Consider the following 17,466-nt stretch of genomic DNA (forward strand, 5'->3'; position numbering starts at 1 on the left):
GGTTCGATGGCAATAGGTTATGTGATGGCCATGCTCATGGAATTGCTCTAGTTCATATCACGCATCGCGTTAATCGTTCGAGTAACGCTGGATTTTACAACTCCTGCCCTAACCTTACCGAGCGATGACAAAACCATACAGAGCGTTTGATACCTTAGAGCCATCAAGATGTTGTGTGATGTCCCTGTGTAGAAAACCCCTGTAGAACCCTGTTATTTTGCCCGCTTCGTGCGGGCTTTTTTTTATCTGTTTTTTGCCAATCTCAGAGCCGGTGGTGATTTTCGGGCACAAAAAAACCGCAACAGAGTGCGGTTTTGATTTCACCCAAAAATCGAGTTGCACGGAAGGCGACAAGTTCGTCCACCCAACGCATCTGCAATCTGAAGTATTCAGGTTAAAAATGAGTGCCGGTTACTTTCCCGGCCGTCATATTGTGGCGCAAGCGTCCATCGAACACTCCAACATTGCGCAGTCTGAGCAAAACTGTTTCACAACAGAAAAATCGACTTCGCCTATTTCAGGCAATCTCCCAAAACCCTATTTTTTAAAAATGGATAATCGTTAGGAAAATTCGCAAATCGTCTTTTCTGTTGGTAAACGATAATTTTATTAAACGAGCAGTGAATAATATATTCTGAAATTTTTACATGCTCCAGAGAGCAATAAACCTCGATATTCATCGAGGTTTATTTGAATCGTTGTAACGCTGTCTTAATTATTTTCCTGTCTGCTCCGGGTCTGGCCCATCATCGCTATTGCAGGTTAAAACCATTATGACAGACGATTGTTACAGTACGACTACGTTGCCAGCTGAAGGGCCTTTCATACCATTTTCAATGGTAAATTCAACGTTTTGGCCTTCATCCAGGGTTTTGAAATCATTGCTCTGGATTGCAGAGAAGTGAACGAACACGTCTTTGCTACCGTCTGCAGGGCTGATAAAACCAAAACCTTTACCAGCATCAAACCATTTTACTAAACCAGTCATTTTATTAGACATAAGAAATACCTTCTTGAATTTTATTTTTTAGATGCCATAGGGCAATGAGGGTCTGTTTTTATTATGAGTTACTTATGGGGGCACTAGAGAAGAAAATTCGTCGGAGAAGAGATTTGCTATATCACTTGAACTAGGAACTGCTTTACTAAAATGTCTTTCATAAATAGGTCTTAACGACAAACCGTTGACGCTATTTACACATAGATAACTTTTAGACGCAAGCTTTATTTCAGATTAACTTTATTTAGCCGGTTTTTATTCTACAGCGATATATACTGCCAGACGGCTAATCACAGAGAATAAATTAAGCAGGTTGAAAGCCTTTTTATGTCCCTCTGCCCCCTCGTCTTTTTAGTAATACTCTATCGTAGTTGTCTCGGGATCATCGAGTCTCTTCGGCAAAGGTTTGTCTTTTTCTGCTGACTTACTGGTTATCTTACAGTGAGTTGCGTTGAAATGGTCGTCATAGTCACAGCGGCTGATCACTTCCCCAAGCAGGACATCTTTAACTCGGGTTTCGATGGTGTTATTGCGTTTTTTCTCTTCGGATTCTGTCGCTTTAATGATGGCGACAAAAGGCCCGGTCGGCGTCGGTTGAGATATTTTCGAAGGGAATCCCGAGGCGTCATACTCAAAATAACTGTTTTTACTCGCATCCTTTTCGTTGATAGCAGCCGTGACATAGCCTTTATCATTGCTTTCATAGCGCGTGTCGTCGGTGAGATCCCGTTCGGGTAAGCAGTTATCTTTCAAAGCATAACGCTTCTGCTTATCTCCTCGATTCACCAGAAAGTTGCCCTCTTTGAGCAGATCGACATCCAGCCCCATCAGGGGTGCTACCACTTTTAACTCATTAAAACAGCCGGTTGCCGATAGCGCGCCTTGAAACAAGGAACTGACTTTGCCCTGCTCATCATGCTGCTGTTGCAGGAAGCTTTTTACTTTGCCGCGAATCGGCTCGAAGCCAAAGATATTGGAGTAGCTGGCAAAAATCGGGTTTACCGGCTCGAGGCTGGCTTGCGTATCACATCCATAAAGGAACAGCGTGGATAGCGTCAGGGCGGCGACATTCTTCATGTAAAATTCTCGGTTAAGGATTGAGGTTCAAACCAACACGATCATTATGCAGGCGCCCATGGACCTATCGCTCTGCGCTGTCACAAAACCAGCCGAATAAAATTTACGTTTTAGCCTGCGCTGGCGACGCATTTCTGCCGACGCTCGTCGACCCGTTTGGCAAACCACGCCGTGGTGAGTTTACGGGTAATTTTCGGGCTTTCTAGCTGAATACCCGGCAGTATTTCGCGAGGTAAGCGCTTACCAGCCATTTTATCCGCCAAGGCGAAAACCTGCTTATAGAGGGAGGTTTGCTCAAACTCCGGCAAGTCACCCTTTTCCAATGCGCGGCGAATAGCAGAATTACTCATTCCCAGCCGTTTGCCAAGTACCCGCACGGCAAGCTCGGTAGAGCCAGCCTTATCCGTGCCGTAATTGATGACATCACCATCGAGCGCCAGTGGAATGCCGGAAGTGCGGCTCACCGCGCTTTGGAATGCGGCGTTGCGGCTGGCGTACCAACCGGCATTGAAGTCCGCGAAGCGATAAAGCGTCTGGCTGTAATTGGCCGGATAGCCCAATAGGTGCAGCGTGCCGAAATAGATCCCCCCACGGCGGCTAAACACTTCGTGGCGAATGCTCCCGTCGATAGGATACGGATAGCCCTTGGCGTGGGCTTCGGCAAAGGCAATGCTCACCTGCATCGGCCCGCCGGTGTGTACCGGGTTGAGATTGCCAAACAGCTTCTGCCCCATAGGCACCATGCTGATGAAATCATCGAAAATCGCGCTCAGCTCTTTTTCGCTGCGCACTTTGTCCAGTCGCTCGCTGTAGGATTTGCCATTTGGTGACTTTATTAATAGCGCGGTGTGGACCAGAAAATTAGGCACATGCACCGCGTCGGCGCGCCTATCGATCTCTTTCCAGGCAATTTTCCCCAGCCCCGGCACCGGCGCATCGACGCTAAAATTTGACTCTTGCTGCGCCACCGCCAGCACCGAGCAGATGTTCTCGGTAGTCGGCGCAATGTTCTGCGCGCTAAAAGCCGCCGTGATATCCGTCGCCCAGCCCTGACGGTCAGGCACGCTAGCCGGCATCAATCGAACTATCTGCGCTTTGGTGTCTGCCGGGCGAGTGACTGCCGTCTCCGACTGCTTCTTGGTGCTACACCCTGCCAGAACGAGCAAGGCAGTGAGTGAAAGCCAGTACTTACTTTTACGTCGGATCATAGTTTCCCTGTTGATCATTACATTATCCCGCCGAGAGCAGGTGAAGAGCTTTACCCACTGGCAGGAATGCGCAACGCAATACGCGTTGCAGAGGTTATAGTCTATGTTTGTAGGTTGAAATGTTTCAAATAAGGAAGAAAATTTCAATGCACACGTCATCTTTGCCCTTTTCATCAAGTCGGGGCATCGCCCTGCGTTATCTGCTGCTGCCTTTAATTATGCTGGCCCTGCTGCTTGCCCTCAGCGGCTGTGGCGATAAAGAGCCCGCCCAGCGCAAAGCCTTTATCGACTTCTTACAGACTCGGATTCTGGCGGTGCAAACCGTCGCCGTGCCGCAATTGACCGAAGAAGAGCGTAAAGATTTCGGCAAATACAGTGATGACTATGGGCTGATCACTGATTTTCATCGCCAGATGAGTGAAGAGATGAATGCGTCGCTGGGGCCGGTGTTTGCCAGCCTGAATGAAACCGTGACGGTGAATAAGCTGCTGGAAAAACGCGATGAGCTGCAAAAAATGGCGGAGAGCAGCAGCAACTGGCGGGAAAAATTGGTGGTGCTGCGCAAACAGGCGGACACCCGTCACGCCGCGTTGAAGCAGCCGGATGATTTGAAAAAGGTCTATGACCAGGCTTATGAAAAAGTGGTGGTCCAGCCTAGCGCCGTGGCCGAGCAGGCCTTCACCTTATTGCCAAAAGTACTGACTCTGGTGGTCGCCAAGGCAGATTTCATCAAGGCGCAGGGCAAAAACGTCACTATTTCTGGCAATCGGCTGCAATTCGATAAACAGGCCACGCTCGACAAATACAATGCCATTCAGCAGCAACTTGTCCCGCTGAATGCCGACCTGATTCAGCTCAGCGGCGAAATGCAGAAAATGGTGCATTAATCGCGCAACCGGGGTCTGGCAGCCCATGGCGGTTTTTTTTGGCCGCGCAATTTTGTTAAGGTGTGCGCCACTACTTTGAAGGAGAACACCATGAGCGACGATATTCAGTCAAAACGTATTGACCAACTCGAGCGCGTGAACCGCGAATTGCTGGTGCAGATTTCTGCCATGCGCATTCTGTTTGGCGTCGCAGGCAGCGTCATTAACCAAGAGAGTGAAAATGCCTTCACCATCGCCGTTAATGAGACGATTGACGCGGGCAAAGCCGAGCTGGCCAACACGCCAGATCTCGACGACGCCTCGAAGAAATTCCGCGACGACGTGTTCAAATGTGCGCAATCCCTGCTGCCGGGCACCAAAGCCTAAGCTATTGCGACGCATAAAAAACGTCAGGCCGCTTTACTGCTGGCCTGACGTTTTACGCGATTAATCGCGACAATTGCCGGTAATACTGTCTTTGCCGTGCGCGCAAACATCCGACGAGTTAGGGATCAATCCCCACAAACGGCTATCGGCCACGCACCCCGTCAACATCATGGCTCCTACCAGCAACAACAACGCTTTTCTTGCCTGAATCCTACGCCAACTTAACATCACTCAATTCTCAAATTGAAAAATGATAAAACTTCACGTCCACGGACATGCGGGGAAAAGTCGCCGGAAGTGCTGACGCATCCACTTCAACAAAACCTTTCTTCTCATAGAAACGATGTGCGGCGAGGAATTTTTCGGTAGTCCCGAGATAAATATCCCGCAGCTTCTGCGTTCGCGCGTGGTCCAGCAGAGCCTCAAGTAAGCGACTCGCCACCCCATATTCGCTGCCCCGCCACGGCTTGGCTACAAACATTTTTCTCAGCGCCGCCTGCTGCTGGCCAATATCCTTCAGGCTAATGCAGCCGACAACCTCATCTTCAACCTTCGCGACCCAAAAATCCCCGTGATCTTGCTGGTAAAAGCCGGGAATATCGCTTAAATCGGGCTGTTGTTCGGCGGTGATCGTCACGCCGAACTCTTGATTCTGAATCGGTAAAATAAGCGCGGTGATCGCCGGAGAATCCTCCGGTTCGAACCGCGCTATCGTCACTTTGCTCTCTGCTGCCATCTCTCCCCCGTTATTTAACTCACTGCCCTGTCAGCAGTTTATGCAGAATGAGAAAAAAAGCAGGGAGGAAATGTGGAAAAAGCGGCTATTTACGCAAAATTTTCTGTAATCGCGCCTGCTCCCAGCGGCTGAACCAGCCGCGCAGGACAAATACCCGCAAACCGCGAATCACCATCAACCCGCCCCAGATACCCACTGGCCACCAGAACCAGTTGTACTCGGGCGAAGTCACGCGGCAAATCACAATCAGCAGCACGCTGACCAGCAGATAAATAATCATGCCTCGGTAAAAGCGACTTTCACTGCGGACTTGATGACGCGCGGCTTCGATATTCAGGTCCAGCGCGTTGTCGGGCGAACTCGCAGCCCCCTGCTCCCCCACCAGCTCGGCCACTTTAATATCAAAGGCGGCGGCCAGCGCGCCCAGCGTCTCTAGGCTGGCCTGCTCGCCATTCTCAATACGCTGAATGGTGCGCACGCTGAGGCTGGTCAGCTCGGCCAACTGCTCCTGTGACCAGGCGCGGGAGAGTCTTAATTGCTTAATACGGTTCTGATTCATCATTTCACCTTTAGAAAATGCAGGACACCGCAACAGCATGCCGCCTGGCGCGAAAAAGCAACACGACAGAAGCCCGACAGCGACCTGACAGCAAGGTGACATCAGGGCGCAAGCGGGCTGACGCTTAATTATGGCGTATGCAGATTCTTTTGCGCCAGTGGCTGCACCGGCTCAGGTTTGATGCGCATTGCAACAATCACCCCAATCACCAGACAGGCGATACCGGCTAAGGTCATCAGCGGCGGCCACTGCTGGCGCAGCAGGAAGGCGTAGCCCAGACCGGCCAGAATTTCGAACACTATCAGCGGCCCGAGCAGCACGGTCGGCAGGCGCTGGCTAGCTTCGTTCCAGCACAGTGCACCTACCCATGAGCAGAACACGCCAATAGCGATCATCAGGCCGATAAACACCCACGGGCGCGGGCCGAACGGCAGCGCGATGCCGGAGTGGCTGATCGACAGCTGGGCGCAAACCAGCAGGAAAGCGACCGTCGCCAGAGGCAGGGTCACGAGGCCCTGCGCCGCCGACCAGGTGATTGGCGACTTGTCCGGGTTTTCGCGCAGCCAGCGGGCATTGCGCAGCGGGAACCAGGTCCAGCAGGCCAGCGCGGCTAAGGCCATGGCGATACCCGTGCCGTAGCGCCATGGGTCAAACGGCTCGGTATTGCCTTTCAGCTCGGCCACGTTGACCAACCCCAGACCCAACGCAATCACCAGCAGAGCCGGCGTGAGCTTACGCCACGACAGCTTGCCCTCCTTCTGGCCATAAAACAGGTTGGCCGAAACCGAGATAACCACCGGCAGCGTGCCGATAATCATGGTGGAAATCGGCGAGCCGGTGCGCTGAATGGCGCTGGCGAGGAAGAAGTAATAGATCAGGTTGCCGATCACCGTCTGCTTTAGCGCTTCAATCCAGTCGGCGCGCGACAGCTCGCGCAGCGCGTCGCGTTTGATCCACGCCACCACCAGCGCAATCGCGCCAAAAGCCACGTAACGGCCGGTGGACTGCATCGACGCCGGATAGTCCGGCACAATCATCGGCCCAACAAAAATCAGTCCCCACATTAAACCCGAAGCCAGGGCGAACAGGACGCCTTTTAACATTTTTAACCTCTAGAAAACATTTACATGCCGTCAGGGTAAAGAGAGGCGTCGGGGCTGTATTGTAGGAAATTGCGCACTTGGCGAAGAAGGGTAAAGCGAGGAGTTCACGCATTGGAGGGTTATTTACCGGCCGCGACCTGCTTTTGATAACGCACCGGGGTCGAGCCATAGCGGTTGGAGAAGGCGCGGGTCAGGTGCGCCTGATCGGTCAGGCCAACGCTGAAGGCCACCTGCGCGGCAGGGATGCCAAAACTCAGCATGCGCTTGGCTTCGTTGAGGCGAATCGCCATCAGCATCTGGTGCGGGGTAACGTGCATCTGCTGTTTGAATTTCCGCAGGAAGTGGTACGGGCTGAGGCTCACCAGCGACGCCAGCTCATCCAGGGTGATGCTGTTGGCGAAGTTTTCCCGCAGATACTCGGTCACTCGGTCAAAACGGTGGGCAGGCTCGGAGCGCAGCCGATGCCCGACGTGAGAGTGCGGGCGCAGCAGGTCAGTCACCGCCAGCATCAGGCCATCGCGGGTCAGGGCATCGTCGGTTTCCCACAACCCGGAGAGCAGTTGCGACAGCTGCCGCGCAGCGCGCGGGTCGTGGCGCACGGCGTCGGTGAACCAGCGAGCGCGTTCGCCGGACAGCGCTTCAAACACCTGCGGCTCGATGTAAATCATGCGATAGAGCCAGCCGCCTTCGGTTTCCGACTGGCCGGTGTGAATCTCATCCGGGTTCATCATCACCAGCGAACCCGCCGACGCCAGATGCTCGGCACCGCGATAGCGAAAACGCTCGGCACCCTGTTCAATGGCGCCAATGCCAAAAGCTTCGTGGGAATGAGGCTCAAAAGCATAGCGATCAATGTGCGCGTGATACAGCTCCACGCCGGGCAGCTGTGGCAAGGTCTTAAACTGCGCGCAGTCCTTATCGTAGGGAAAAAGCTCCGGTACGCCCTGCATCGTTTGCCCTCCTCTATCAGACTGACGGTTAAGTGAGTCAGATAAGGATAGCATTTTTAACTTCAGAGCGGATTCACCCGCTGATTAATAGCGCTGACGGAAATCAGTTCGGCAATGCTGCCTACGTTGAGTTTTTGCAGCACGCTTTTCTTCTGCGCACTGGTTGTTTTCGGGCTTCGATTGAGAATTTGGCTGATCTCGTTGTTCGACTTACCCTGAAGCTCACAGGCACTGATGCGGTGGGCTAAGCCCGAGGGACGCGTCCGATCGTCTGACGCCGCGCGCGGTACAAGGCTTGAAACCTAGGGCTCAGGGGTTCAAAATATAACCTGTGTCCTGTAGGAACTCCGCCCGGCCAATTTATGAAAACACCCAAACCACGTCGCCCTCACGGACGATGGACTTACTACATTATGTATGAAGATATTCTGTGGCCTTGCCCGGTCCGTTGGGAATGGGAAAGCGGCTACGGCGGCTGGCTGCCTTTTTACTATTCACCGACCTTTGAATTTGTGGCGGGCGACCCGGATAAAGCTCTGAAAATCGTCAAAGGCAAAGCCAAGCCCATTCGCAACTCTGTAATATAAACTCAGCACCACGCAGAACACTGCTAAGCTTAAACCAACCGGTTATTTTCTACACCGTTCATCCGTGAAGCTTCCTCGCTATTTCTTCACTCAATTTGCGTACCCACATCGTCGTGTCTAAGCCTGTCCTTTTGCGTACGCATAAGGAATGTTTGCGTGAAAATCCCGTTCAGTGATTGGTTTAAAAGTCATAAAGATCAGCCGGTTTCAGCCGGTAGTACGAAAGAAAATCAGGAAACTTCCGCCATTCAAGCGGAGTTATTCTCAGTAGATCAGATGGAGCGCTACGGCCGAAAACTGGCGCAATCCCATAAGCTGTCGAGCAAAAAAGCGCCTTATTACCTGCTCAAACGGCTGGATGCCAATGAAACCATGCTGACGCGTAACTGTCAGATCCTCAGCACGGGCGACAAAAAAAGCATCGCCCCGGCTGGCGAGTGGCTGCTCGATAACTTTTATCTGATTGAAGAACAGATTCGCCTGGTGCGTCAGCTGTTGCCGAAAAACTTCGGTAAAGGCCTGCCCGCGCTGGCTGCGCCGCACAACTGCCCGCGCATCTATGACATCGCTACCGAGGTTATCGCCCACAGCGACGGCCACTGGGATGCCACCACCCTGACGCGTTTTATGACCGCCTACCAGAAAGTCACGCCGCTGAAACTGGGCGAGCTGTGGGCGCTGCCCGGCATGCTGCGTCTGGCGCTGATTGAGAATCTGCGGCGAGTGAGTATCGACGTGGCGAAGGCCCAGCAAGAGCGCAATCTGGCCGACCGCTGGGTGAACAAAATGCAGGACACCGCCGAAAACGACCCGGCGCGTTTGATCATCGTGATCGCCGACATGGCGCGCACCAACCCGCCGCGCACCAGTGCCTTTGTCGCCGAGTTAGTGCGCCGACTGCAAGGCCACGGCTCGATGCTGGCCCTGCCGTTGACCTGGATTGAGCAGCGTCTGACCGAGGTCGGCCTGACCACCTCTGAGCTGATTGCCCGTTTCAACCAGCAGTTAGCCGTCAGCCAGCTCTCCGTCAGTAACAGCATTATTGGCCTGCGCCAGTTGAATGAGATGGACTGGGCGGACTTCGCCGAAAGCATGAGTCTGGTGGAGAGCATCTTGCACCAGGACCCGGCGGGCATTTATCCGACCATGCACTTCGACACCCGCGATAATTATCGCCACGTGATTGAGATGCTGGCGCGCCACTGTATTTATGATGAAGCCGGCGTTGCCCGGCAGGTGATTGCCCTGACCCAAGCCGCGCCGCCGGACAGCCGCATGCGCCACGTCGGCTATTTTCTGGTGGATAAAGGCCGCGACGCGCTCGAGAAGCATCTGGATATCCGCTATTCAGCTCTCAGCCGTTTTCGCCAGCAGCTCAACAAAACCCCTTTGCTTTCATGGCTGGGCAGCCTGAGCCTGCTAATCACCGCCCTCACCGCCGATCTGCTGCTGCACACCCACGATCGAGGCATGACCTGGCCGCTGTGGCTGCTGGCTATTCCGATTGTGATTGTCTGTAGCCAGTTTGTGATGAGTTTACTGAGCGAAGCCACCACCCGCAGCCGCACGCCGCACCCTTTGCCACGGCTGGATTTCTCCAAAGAGATCCCCGAACGCTTCAGCACGCTGGTGGCCATTCCCTGCCTGCTCGGCAGCCGCGCGGGGATTGACACCTTGGTCAACAGCCTCGAAGTCTGTTATCTCGGTAACACCCGCGCTCACCTCTATTTCGCCCTGATCGCCGATTTTCACGACAGTAACACCCGTTATCGCGACGCCGACGATCGCCTGCTTGAATACGCCACGGCGCAAATCGAGCTGCTCAATCGCCGCTATCCGCAGGCACCCGACGGACTGTTCAGCCTGCTGCATCGCGAAAGTGAGTTCAACCCGTCGCAAGGCGTATGGATGGGCTATGAGCGCAAACGCGGCAAGCTGAGCGCCCTTAACCACTGGCTGCGTGGCCAGAGCAACGCCTTCTCCACCGTGATTGGTGCCACTCAGCAACAGCTCTCCAAGGTGAAGTACGTCATTACCCTCGACAGCGATACCGTGCTGCCCCGCGCCACGGCCCATCAGCTGGTTGCCGCCATGGCCCACCCGCTCAACCATCCGATTTTTGACGCTGAACTTGGTCGAGTGGTCGAGGGCTACGCCATCCTGCAACCGCGACTGGCCGAGGAGATCCCGCGCTACGGTCAGGGGCGCTACGCCGCCCTGAGCAGCAGTAAGCCGGGCAATGATCCTTACTCCTCCATGTCGTCAGACATCTATCAGGACCTGTTTGGCGAGGGATCTTTTGTCGGCAAGGGCATCTACGATGTCGATATGTTCACTCAGGCCACCCACAACACCTGCCCGGAAAATCTGGTGCTCAGCCACGACCTGTTGGAAGGCTGCTACGCCCGTTCCGGCATGCTGAGCGACGTGGTGCTGTATGAGCAATATCCGGCCAACTATCTGGTGGACGCGGCGCGCCGTTCGCGCTGGATCCGCGGCGACTGGCAGTTGCTCAACTGGCTGCGCCTGCGGGTGCGGCGGGCCGATGGCACGCGCCACGCCAACCCGCTAAGTACCCTGTCGCGCTGGAAACTGCTCGACAACCTGCGCCGCAGTCTGGTGGCGCCAAGCCTGCTGGTGATGCTGTTTTGCACTATCACGATAGTGCCCAATCCGGCCTACTGGCTGGGCTTTATCGCCACGCTGCTGCTATTCCCGACGGCGGTGGCGCTGCTGTTAGACCTGCTGAATAAAGGTCCGCGACGCCCGCTGTTGCAGCATGTCAAAACCGTGTTGGCCTCGACGCTGACCCGCCTGTCGCACCTGTTACTGACCCTCAGCACGCTGCCGCACGAGAGCTATTACAACCTGAAAGCCATTGTGGTCACCCTGTGGCGACTGGCTGTCAGCCATAAGCATCTCAACGAGTGGGCCAGCTTCGACGCCAGTAAAACCCGCTATTCGCTGTCGCCGGAAAACTTCTACCGCGCCATGTGGGTCAATCCGCTGGCCGGAGTGCTGTTTGTGCTGCTGACCCTGCACTTCAACCCGCTGTATATGACGCTCGCCGTGCCGCTGGGCGTCCTGTGGTTCTTCGCGCCGCGCCTGCTGAGCTGGATGAGCAAAACGCCGGGCAAGCCTCAGGCGGATATCAACCTGAAACAGCGCCGCTTCCTGCGCCAGACCGCCCGCGAAACCTGGGCCTTCTTCGCCACCTTCGTGAATAAAGACGAGAACTGGCTGCCGCCGGATAACTATCAGGAGGTGCCGGAGCCGGTGATTGCTCACCGCACCTCGCCGACCAATATCGGCCTGTCGCTGCTGGCCAACATGACGGCGATGGACTTCGGCTATATCACGCAGGGCGATCTGCTGCTGCGCACCACCAATACGCTGGATACGCTGGACAAGCTCGAGCACTATCGCGGCCACCTCTATAACTGGTATGACACCCGCACCCTCGCGCCGCTCAATCCGCGCTATATCTCCAGCGTCGATAGCGGCAATCTGGCCGGGCACTTGCTCACTCTGAGCACCGGGCTGGCGGCCTTGCGCCATCTGCCCGCGATTGACATCAAACAGGTACTGGCGGGGATCGAAGACACCCTCTATCTGGTGGAAAGCGGCGCGGGGACCGGCAAACGGGAAACCCTCAAGCCGCTGCGTCAGCACTGGCTTAACGCCAGCGGACTGCCGCAGCATCAGGTGTTCAATGAGCTAAATGCCATGCTGACTCTGACCTCGACGCTGCTGCTAGAACCCAATGGCGACATGCGCTGGCTGAGTGCGCTCAAGGTACAACTGAGCGAATTTTGCCAAGAGTGGGCGCTGCTTTATGGCTGGATGCAGCAAGAGCCAAGGGGCAAAGTGCTGCCTTCGCTGGTCTGGCTGTCTCAGCTGGAAGGCAAGGTGCCGGGGCTGAACCGGGCCAAAATCGCGCTGACCGTCACCCTGGCGCGCAAGCGGCTGGTGCTGATTAGCGAACTGGAAAAACGCCTCGCCGACCATGCGCGGATGGACTTCAAATTCCTCTACAACACCACCACCAGCCTGCTGAGTGTCGGCTATAACTGCGACATTAATAAGCTGGATAGCGGCCATTACGACCTGCTTCCTTCGGAGATTCGCCTCACCAACTACTTCACCATTGCCACCAACCAACTGCCGCAGAAAAGCTGGTTTGCCCTCGGCAGGCTGTTTACCCAGATAGACAAAAAGCCGTCGCTGATGTCGTGGAGCGGCTCGATGTTTGAATATCTGATGCCGCAGCTGGTGATGCCGGGCTATCCCGACACCCTGCTGGTGCAGATGTGCCGCGCCGCCGTGAAACGCCAGATTGACTGGGGTAACGAGCACGGCGTGCCGTGGGGGATTTCTGAATCGGCCTACGCCTCCTTCGACCCCAACCATAACTACCAGTATCACGCGTTCGGCGTGCCGGGCCTGGGCCTGAAGCGCGGCTTGGGCGAAGACATGGTGATCGCCCCGTATGCCACGCTGATGGCGCTGGTAGTCGAGCCGCAAAAAGCCTGCGGCAACCTGCTGGAACTGGAGGCGCTGGGCGCGCGCGGCCAGTATGGCTTCTACGAGGCGTTGGACCACACCCCGTCGCGCCTCAACCGTGGGCAAAGCTACGTGATTGTGCGCTCTTATATGGCGCACCATCAGGGTATGGGCTTCCTCGCGCTGTCGCATTTGCTGCTCGACGCGCCGATGGTCGATCGCTTCGCCGCCAATACCTCATTCCAGTCGGCGCGCCTGCTGCTGCAAGAGCGCGTGCCTGACGCCGTAGATCTCTACAGCCCGCGCCGCCAGTTTGAATCGGTGGAGGGTTCGCTACAGGCGGTGAATGTGGATATTCGCGAATTCAACAATGTGGACAGCCCTATTCCCGAAGTACAGTTGCTGTCGAACACCCATTACCACCTGATGCTGACGCAGGCGGGCGGCGGCTACAGCACCTGGCACAATCTCGCGCTGACCCGCTGGCGCGAAGATGCCACTAGTGACCAGCGCGGCACCTTCTGCTATATCAGTGACCCACAGACCGGCGAGGTGTGGAGCAACGCATGGCAGCCGATGGGGCAAAAGGCCAGTCTTTATCAGGCAGTGTTTACCGATGCCAGCGTGGAGTTCAAGCGCACCGAAGGCCAGCTGATCATGCACACCAAAATCGTGGTATCGCCGGAAGATGACGTCGAACTTCGCCGCATGACCTTGACTCACCGAGGCCGCCAGCCGCGCGTCATTGAGATAACGACTTACGCGGAAGTGGTGCTGGCCCCGGCCGCCAATGACCTCACCCACCCGGCCTTTAGCAACCTGTTTATCCAGACCGAGCTGGTGGCCGATCGCGAAGGCATTCTGTGCCACCGCCGCCCGCGTGAGGAGAACGAGGCCTGCCCGTGGCTGTTCCACATGCTGGCTATTCATGGCCCGACCGACCGCGAAACCTCGTTTGAAACTGACCGCGCCGCCTTTATTGGCCGTGGGCATACTTCCGCTGACCCACAGGCGCTGGCCAACCCCGGCCCGCTCGGCAACAGCGCGGGGCCGGTGCTGGATCCTATCGTCGCTATCCGCCAGCGGGTGGTGCTCAAGCCCGGCGTGCCGCTGGTGATCGATATGGTTTACGGCATCACCCCTGAGCGCCACCTTAGTCTGGCGATGATGGAGAAATACCGTGACCACAACATCGCCGACCGCGTGTTCGAGCTGGCCTGGTCGCACAGTCAGGTGACATTGCGCCAGATAAACGCCAATGAGGATGACGCCAACTTCTACAATCGGCTGGCCAGCGCGGTGCTGTTCCCAAGCGCCGAACTGCGCGCCGATGCCCAAACCTTGGGTCGGAACCGTCGCGGGCAGTCCGGCCTGTGGGGCCACGCGCTCTCCGGCGACTTGCCGATCGTGCTGCTGTCGATCACCAGTGCGGAGAACATCCTGATGGTCACGCATTTGATTCGTGCCCATAACTACTGGCGTCTAAAAGGGCTGAGCGTGGATTTGGTGATCCTGAGTAACGATCAGGGCGGCTATCAGCAAGAGTTGCACAATGAGATCATGAGCCGCGTGGCGGCCGGTGCCGAGTCGAGCCTGATGGACAAGCCGGGCGGCATCTTCGTGCGCAAAGGCGAGCACATGACCTCGGAAGACCGCACCCTGCTGATGAGCGTCGCCAGCATTTGGTTCGACGACCGCCACGGCGGGTTGCTTGACCAGTTCAACCAAAAAATGCAGCAGCCGCAGAACATTCAGCCGCTGCTGGTGCCGATGTCGATTCTGCCGAAGAACCTGCACGCGCCGCGCGAGTTTGACACTCACTCGCTGAGCTTCTTCAACGGCCTGGGCGGTTTCTCGCCGGATGGCCGCGAGTACCAAATCCTGCTGCCAGAGGGCAAAAACACCCCTGCCCCTTGGTCCAACGTGATAGCCAACGCCAACTTCGGCACGGTGATCTCCGAAAGCGGGCAGGCTTACACCTGGTTTGAAAACGCCCACGAATATCGCCTGACGCCGTGGGAAAACGACCCGGTGACCGACGGCTCCGGCGAGGCTTTCTACCTGCGTGACGAAGAGAGTGGCGAAGTTTGGTCGCCCATGCCGCTGCCAGTTCGCGGCGACGGCGACTATTTAACCCGCCACGGCTTTGGTTACAGCCGCTTTGAGCATCGCCAGAGTGGCATCGACAGCGAGTTAACCGTGCTGGTGGCGGAACACGCGCCGGTGAAACTGTTTATTCTAACTCTGAGCAACAGCTCGGGCCGTCCGCGTAAGCTGTCGGCTACGGGCTATGTCGAATGGATCATGGCCGATCTGCGGGCGAAATCCGCCATGCACGTGATGACGCGCAGCGCCTCGGTGGACAAAGGCTGCGGCGTGTTGGCGACCAACTACTACGGCAGCAATGGCTCGGAGCGCACCGCCTTCTTCGCCGTCACCGGCGTTCACTGCTCGGTGAGTGGCGACCGGCGCGAATTCTTGGGGCGCAACGGCTCTCAACGGCTCTCCGCGCGCCCCGGCGGCGATGCAGCTTCAGCGTCTGTCCGGCAAAACCGGCGCTGGGCTTGACCCTTGTGGCGCAGTGCAGTCGGCCACCACGCTGATTGACGGCGACCAGCGCACCTTCGTCTTCACCCTCGGCCTTGGGCAAAACGCGCAGGACGCTGAACAGCTGATCCGCCAGTTCCTTGATGAAAACGCGGCCCGCCGCGAGCTGGACAACATTCACCACCACTGGCATCAGGTGCTGGATAAAATTCAGATCCACACGCCGGAGCCGTCCGTCAACCTACTGACCAATGGCTGGCTGATTTACCAGACGCTGGCCTGCCGCATTATGGCGCGCAGCGGCTACTACCAGTCCGGCGGCGCTTTTGGTTTCCGCGACCAGTTGCAGGACACCCTCTCTCTGACCCACGCCGCGCCGGAGCGGATGCGCGAACAGATCCTGCTCTGTGCGTCCCGCCAGTTCGCCGAGGGTGACGTCCAGCACTGGTGGCATCCGCCGTCAGGCAACGGCGTGCGCACGCGCTGCTCTGACGACTATCTGTGGCTGCCGCTGGCGATGTGCCACTACATTGAAGTGACGGGGGACGTGGCGATTGCCGACCAGCCGGTGGGCTATATCGAAGCGCGGCTGCTGGCACCGGAAGAGGAGTCTTTCTACGAGCAGCCGACCCTCAGCAACCTCAATGAATCACTGTTCGAACACGGGATGCGCGCCATCAAACATGGCCTGAACTTCGGCAAAAACGGCCTGCCGCTGATGGGCGCGGGGGACTGGAATGACGGCATGAACAACGTCGGCATTAAGGGGCAGGGAGAGAGCGTCTGGCTGGGCTTCTTCCTCTACAACGTGTTGCAGCGCTTTGCGGCACTGGCCGAAAGATTGGGCAAATCCGACATCGTCACCCTGTGCCAGCAGCAGGCGGCGACGTTGAAACAGAACCTGCACGATAACGCGTGGGACGGCGAATGGTACCTGCGCGGCTACTTCGACAGCGGCGAAACCTTGGGTTCTCATCTCAACAATGAGTGCCAGATTGACGCCATCGCCCAGAGTTGGTCGGTACTTTCCGGCGCGGGCGACCCCGAACGCAGCCAGCTGGCGATGAAACAGTTGGATAACCGTTTGGTGGATGATCAGGCCGGGCTGATTCGCCTGCTCACCCCGCCGTTTAACGGCGACGGGCCAAACCCCGGCTACATTCGCGGCTACTTGCCGGGCGTGCGGGAGAACGGCGGGCAGTATACCCACGGCGCGATCTGGGCCGTAATGGCCTTCGCCGAAATGGGCGATATTGAACGGGCGTGGCAGCTGATGTCGCTCATCAACCCGATCAACCACAGCCTGAATGCCGAAGGGGTAGACCGTTACAAGGTCGAGCCTTACGTCATCACCGCCGACATCTACACCGTCGATCCGCACAACGGGCGCGGCGGCTGGAGCTGGTACACCGGCTCAGCGGGCTGGACCTATCGCCTGATCACCGAGTCGCTGCTGGGCATTAAGCGCCACGGCGAGTTTATCTCCATCCATACCCGCCTGCCCGCCGACTGGCCGCAGGTCAGCCTGACCTATCAACAGGGCAGCAGCCAGTACCACATCACGGTGAAACGCGGCGAAAATGGCTATCAGGTGGTGATGGACGGGCAACCTGTATCTGACGGTATGATCCCCGCGCGGGATGATGGCGTAAATCATCAGGTGGAGGTCTGGCTGGCAGAGTAATTCACTTTCCCTATTTCAGCGTATCTCAGCCTTCTCCCTAAAAAGGAGAAGGCCCCTCAGGTCGGTTCCCCGCTTTAAGACTATTCTGTATCCTTCAAAAATAAATGAATGATTTCATAAAGATACAATAGTTACTTTGCTTACAAATCTTCCCACCCTCGCGCGATTCTTGATCATTTAGTGCGACCAAGCCTGTACAGGTTTTAGATTCTTGTATAGCTTTGTCGTCACGCAGGTGACTATTAGCCATATATTTGAA

At 56.3% G+C, this 17,466-nt stretch carries 11 protein-coding genes and 1 pseudogene; 4 read left to right on the forward strand and 8 right to left on the reverse strand.

Features of this window, described 5'->3' with window-relative positions; all coding sequences use genetic code 11:
* Positions 1 to 787 precede the first annotated feature (787 nt).
* The 3 genes from cspE to ACT3RT_RS09275 all read right to left on the reverse strand — a co-directional run bounded on the left by cspE (position 788) and on the right by ACT3RT_RS09275 (position 3,285).
* Entirely contained in the window at positions 788 to 1,000 is a 213-nt protein-coding gene (gene cspE / locus ACT3RT_RS09265) for a transcription antiterminator/RNA stability regulator CspE (protein WP_034788110.1), read from the reverse strand.
* Positions 1,001 to 1,351: 351 nt separating this feature from the next.
* Positions 1,352 to 2,077, reverse strand: coding sequence for a YnfC family lipoprotein (locus ACT3RT_RS09270; RefSeq protein WP_485901749.1), 726 nt, complete (start codon positions 2,075 to 2,077; stop codon positions 1,352 to 1,354).
* Positions 2,078 to 2,187: 110 nt separating this feature from the next.
* Positions 2,188 to 3,285, reverse strand: coding sequence for a DUF1615 domain-containing protein (locus tag ACT3RT_RS09275; RefSeq protein ID WP_396130135.1), 1,098 nt, complete (start codon positions 3,283 to 3,285; stop codon positions 2,188 to 2,190).
* A 146-nt stretch (positions 3,286 to 3,431) separates the two neighbouring features.
* Between ACT3RT_RS09275 and ACT3RT_RS09280 the strand changes: the two genes are divergently transcribed.
* A complete protein-coding gene (locus tag ACT3RT_RS09280; RefSeq protein WP_496202849.1) occupies positions 3,432 to 4,172 on the forward strand; it encodes a DUF3053 domain-containing protein in 741 nt (246 codons plus the stop codon).
* Positions 4,173 to 4,262: 90 nt separating this feature from the next.
* Positions 4,263 to 4,538 (forward strand): hypothetical protein, encoded by a 276-nt coding sequence (locus ACT3RT_RS09285; RefSeq protein ID WP_051899391.1) that lies wholly within the window; start codon positions 4,263 to 4,265, stop codon positions 4,536 to 4,538.
* Positions 4,539 to 4,776: 238 nt separating this feature from the next.
* Here ACT3RT_RS09285 and ACT3RT_RS09290 read toward each other — a convergent pair whose 3' ends face one another.
* The 5 genes from ACT3RT_RS09290 to ACT3RT_RS09310 all read right to left on the reverse strand — a co-directional run bounded on the left by ACT3RT_RS09290 (position 4,777) and on the right by ACT3RT_RS09310 (position 8,122).
* The gene (locus tag ACT3RT_RS09290; protein ID WP_496202850.1) at positions 4,777 to 5,274 is read right to left on the reverse strand and encodes a GNAT family N-acetyltransferase; all 498 of its coding nucleotides are present in this window, start codon (positions 5,272 to 5,274) and stop codon (positions 4,777 to 4,779) included.
* An 85-nt stretch (positions 5,275 to 5,359) separates the two neighbouring features.
* Positions 5,360 to 5,836 (reverse strand): 2TM domain-containing protein, encoded by a 477-nt coding sequence (locus ACT3RT_RS09295; protein ID WP_185688382.1) that lies wholly within the window; start codon positions 5,834 to 5,836, stop codon positions 5,360 to 5,362.
* A 125-nt stretch (positions 5,837 to 5,961) separates the two neighbouring features.
* Positions 5,962 to 6,936: a DMT family transporter gene (locus ACT3RT_RS09300; RefSeq protein ID WP_396130130.1), complete on the reverse strand. Its 975-nt coding sequence runs from the start codon at positions 6,934 to 6,936 to the stop codon at positions 5,962 to 5,964.
* Positions 6,937 to 7,055: 119 nt separating this feature from the next.
* Positions 7,056 to 7,886 carry an AraC family ligand binding domain-containing protein gene (locus ACT3RT_RS09305; RefSeq protein ID WP_496202851.1) on the reverse strand — a complete coding sequence of 277 codons (831 nt, stop codon included), beginning with the start codon at positions 7,884 to 7,886 and terminating at the stop codon, positions 7,056 to 7,058.
* A gap of 62 nt (positions 7,887 to 7,948) precedes the next feature.
* Positions 7,949 to 8,122 (reverse strand): helix-turn-helix domain-containing protein, encoded by a 174-nt coding sequence (locus ACT3RT_RS09310; RefSeq protein ID WP_353503913.1) that lies wholly within the window; start codon positions 8,120 to 8,122, stop codon positions 7,949 to 7,951.
* Positions 8,123 to 8,248: 126 nt separating this feature from the next.
* Here ACT3RT_RS09310 and ACT3RT_RS09315 point away from each other — a divergent pair, with 126 nt between their 5' ends.
* Complete coding sequence (locus ACT3RT_RS09315) at positions 8,249 to 8,473, forward strand: hypothetical protein (protein ID WP_353501205.1); 225 nt, start codon at positions 8,249 to 8,251, stop codon at positions 8,471 to 8,473.
* Positions 8,474 to 8,629: 156 nt separating this feature from the next.
* Positions 8,630 to 17,207, forward strand: a pseudogene (locus ACT3RT_RS09320) (GH36-type glycosyl hydrolase domain-containing protein).
* Positions 17,208 to 17,466 lie beyond the last annotated feature (259 nt).

This window comes from Ewingella sp. AOP9-I1-14 (assembly GCF_052375995.1).
GTDB lineage: Bacteria > Pseudomonadota > Gammaproteobacteria > Enterobacterales > Enterobacteriaceae > Ewingella > Ewingella allii.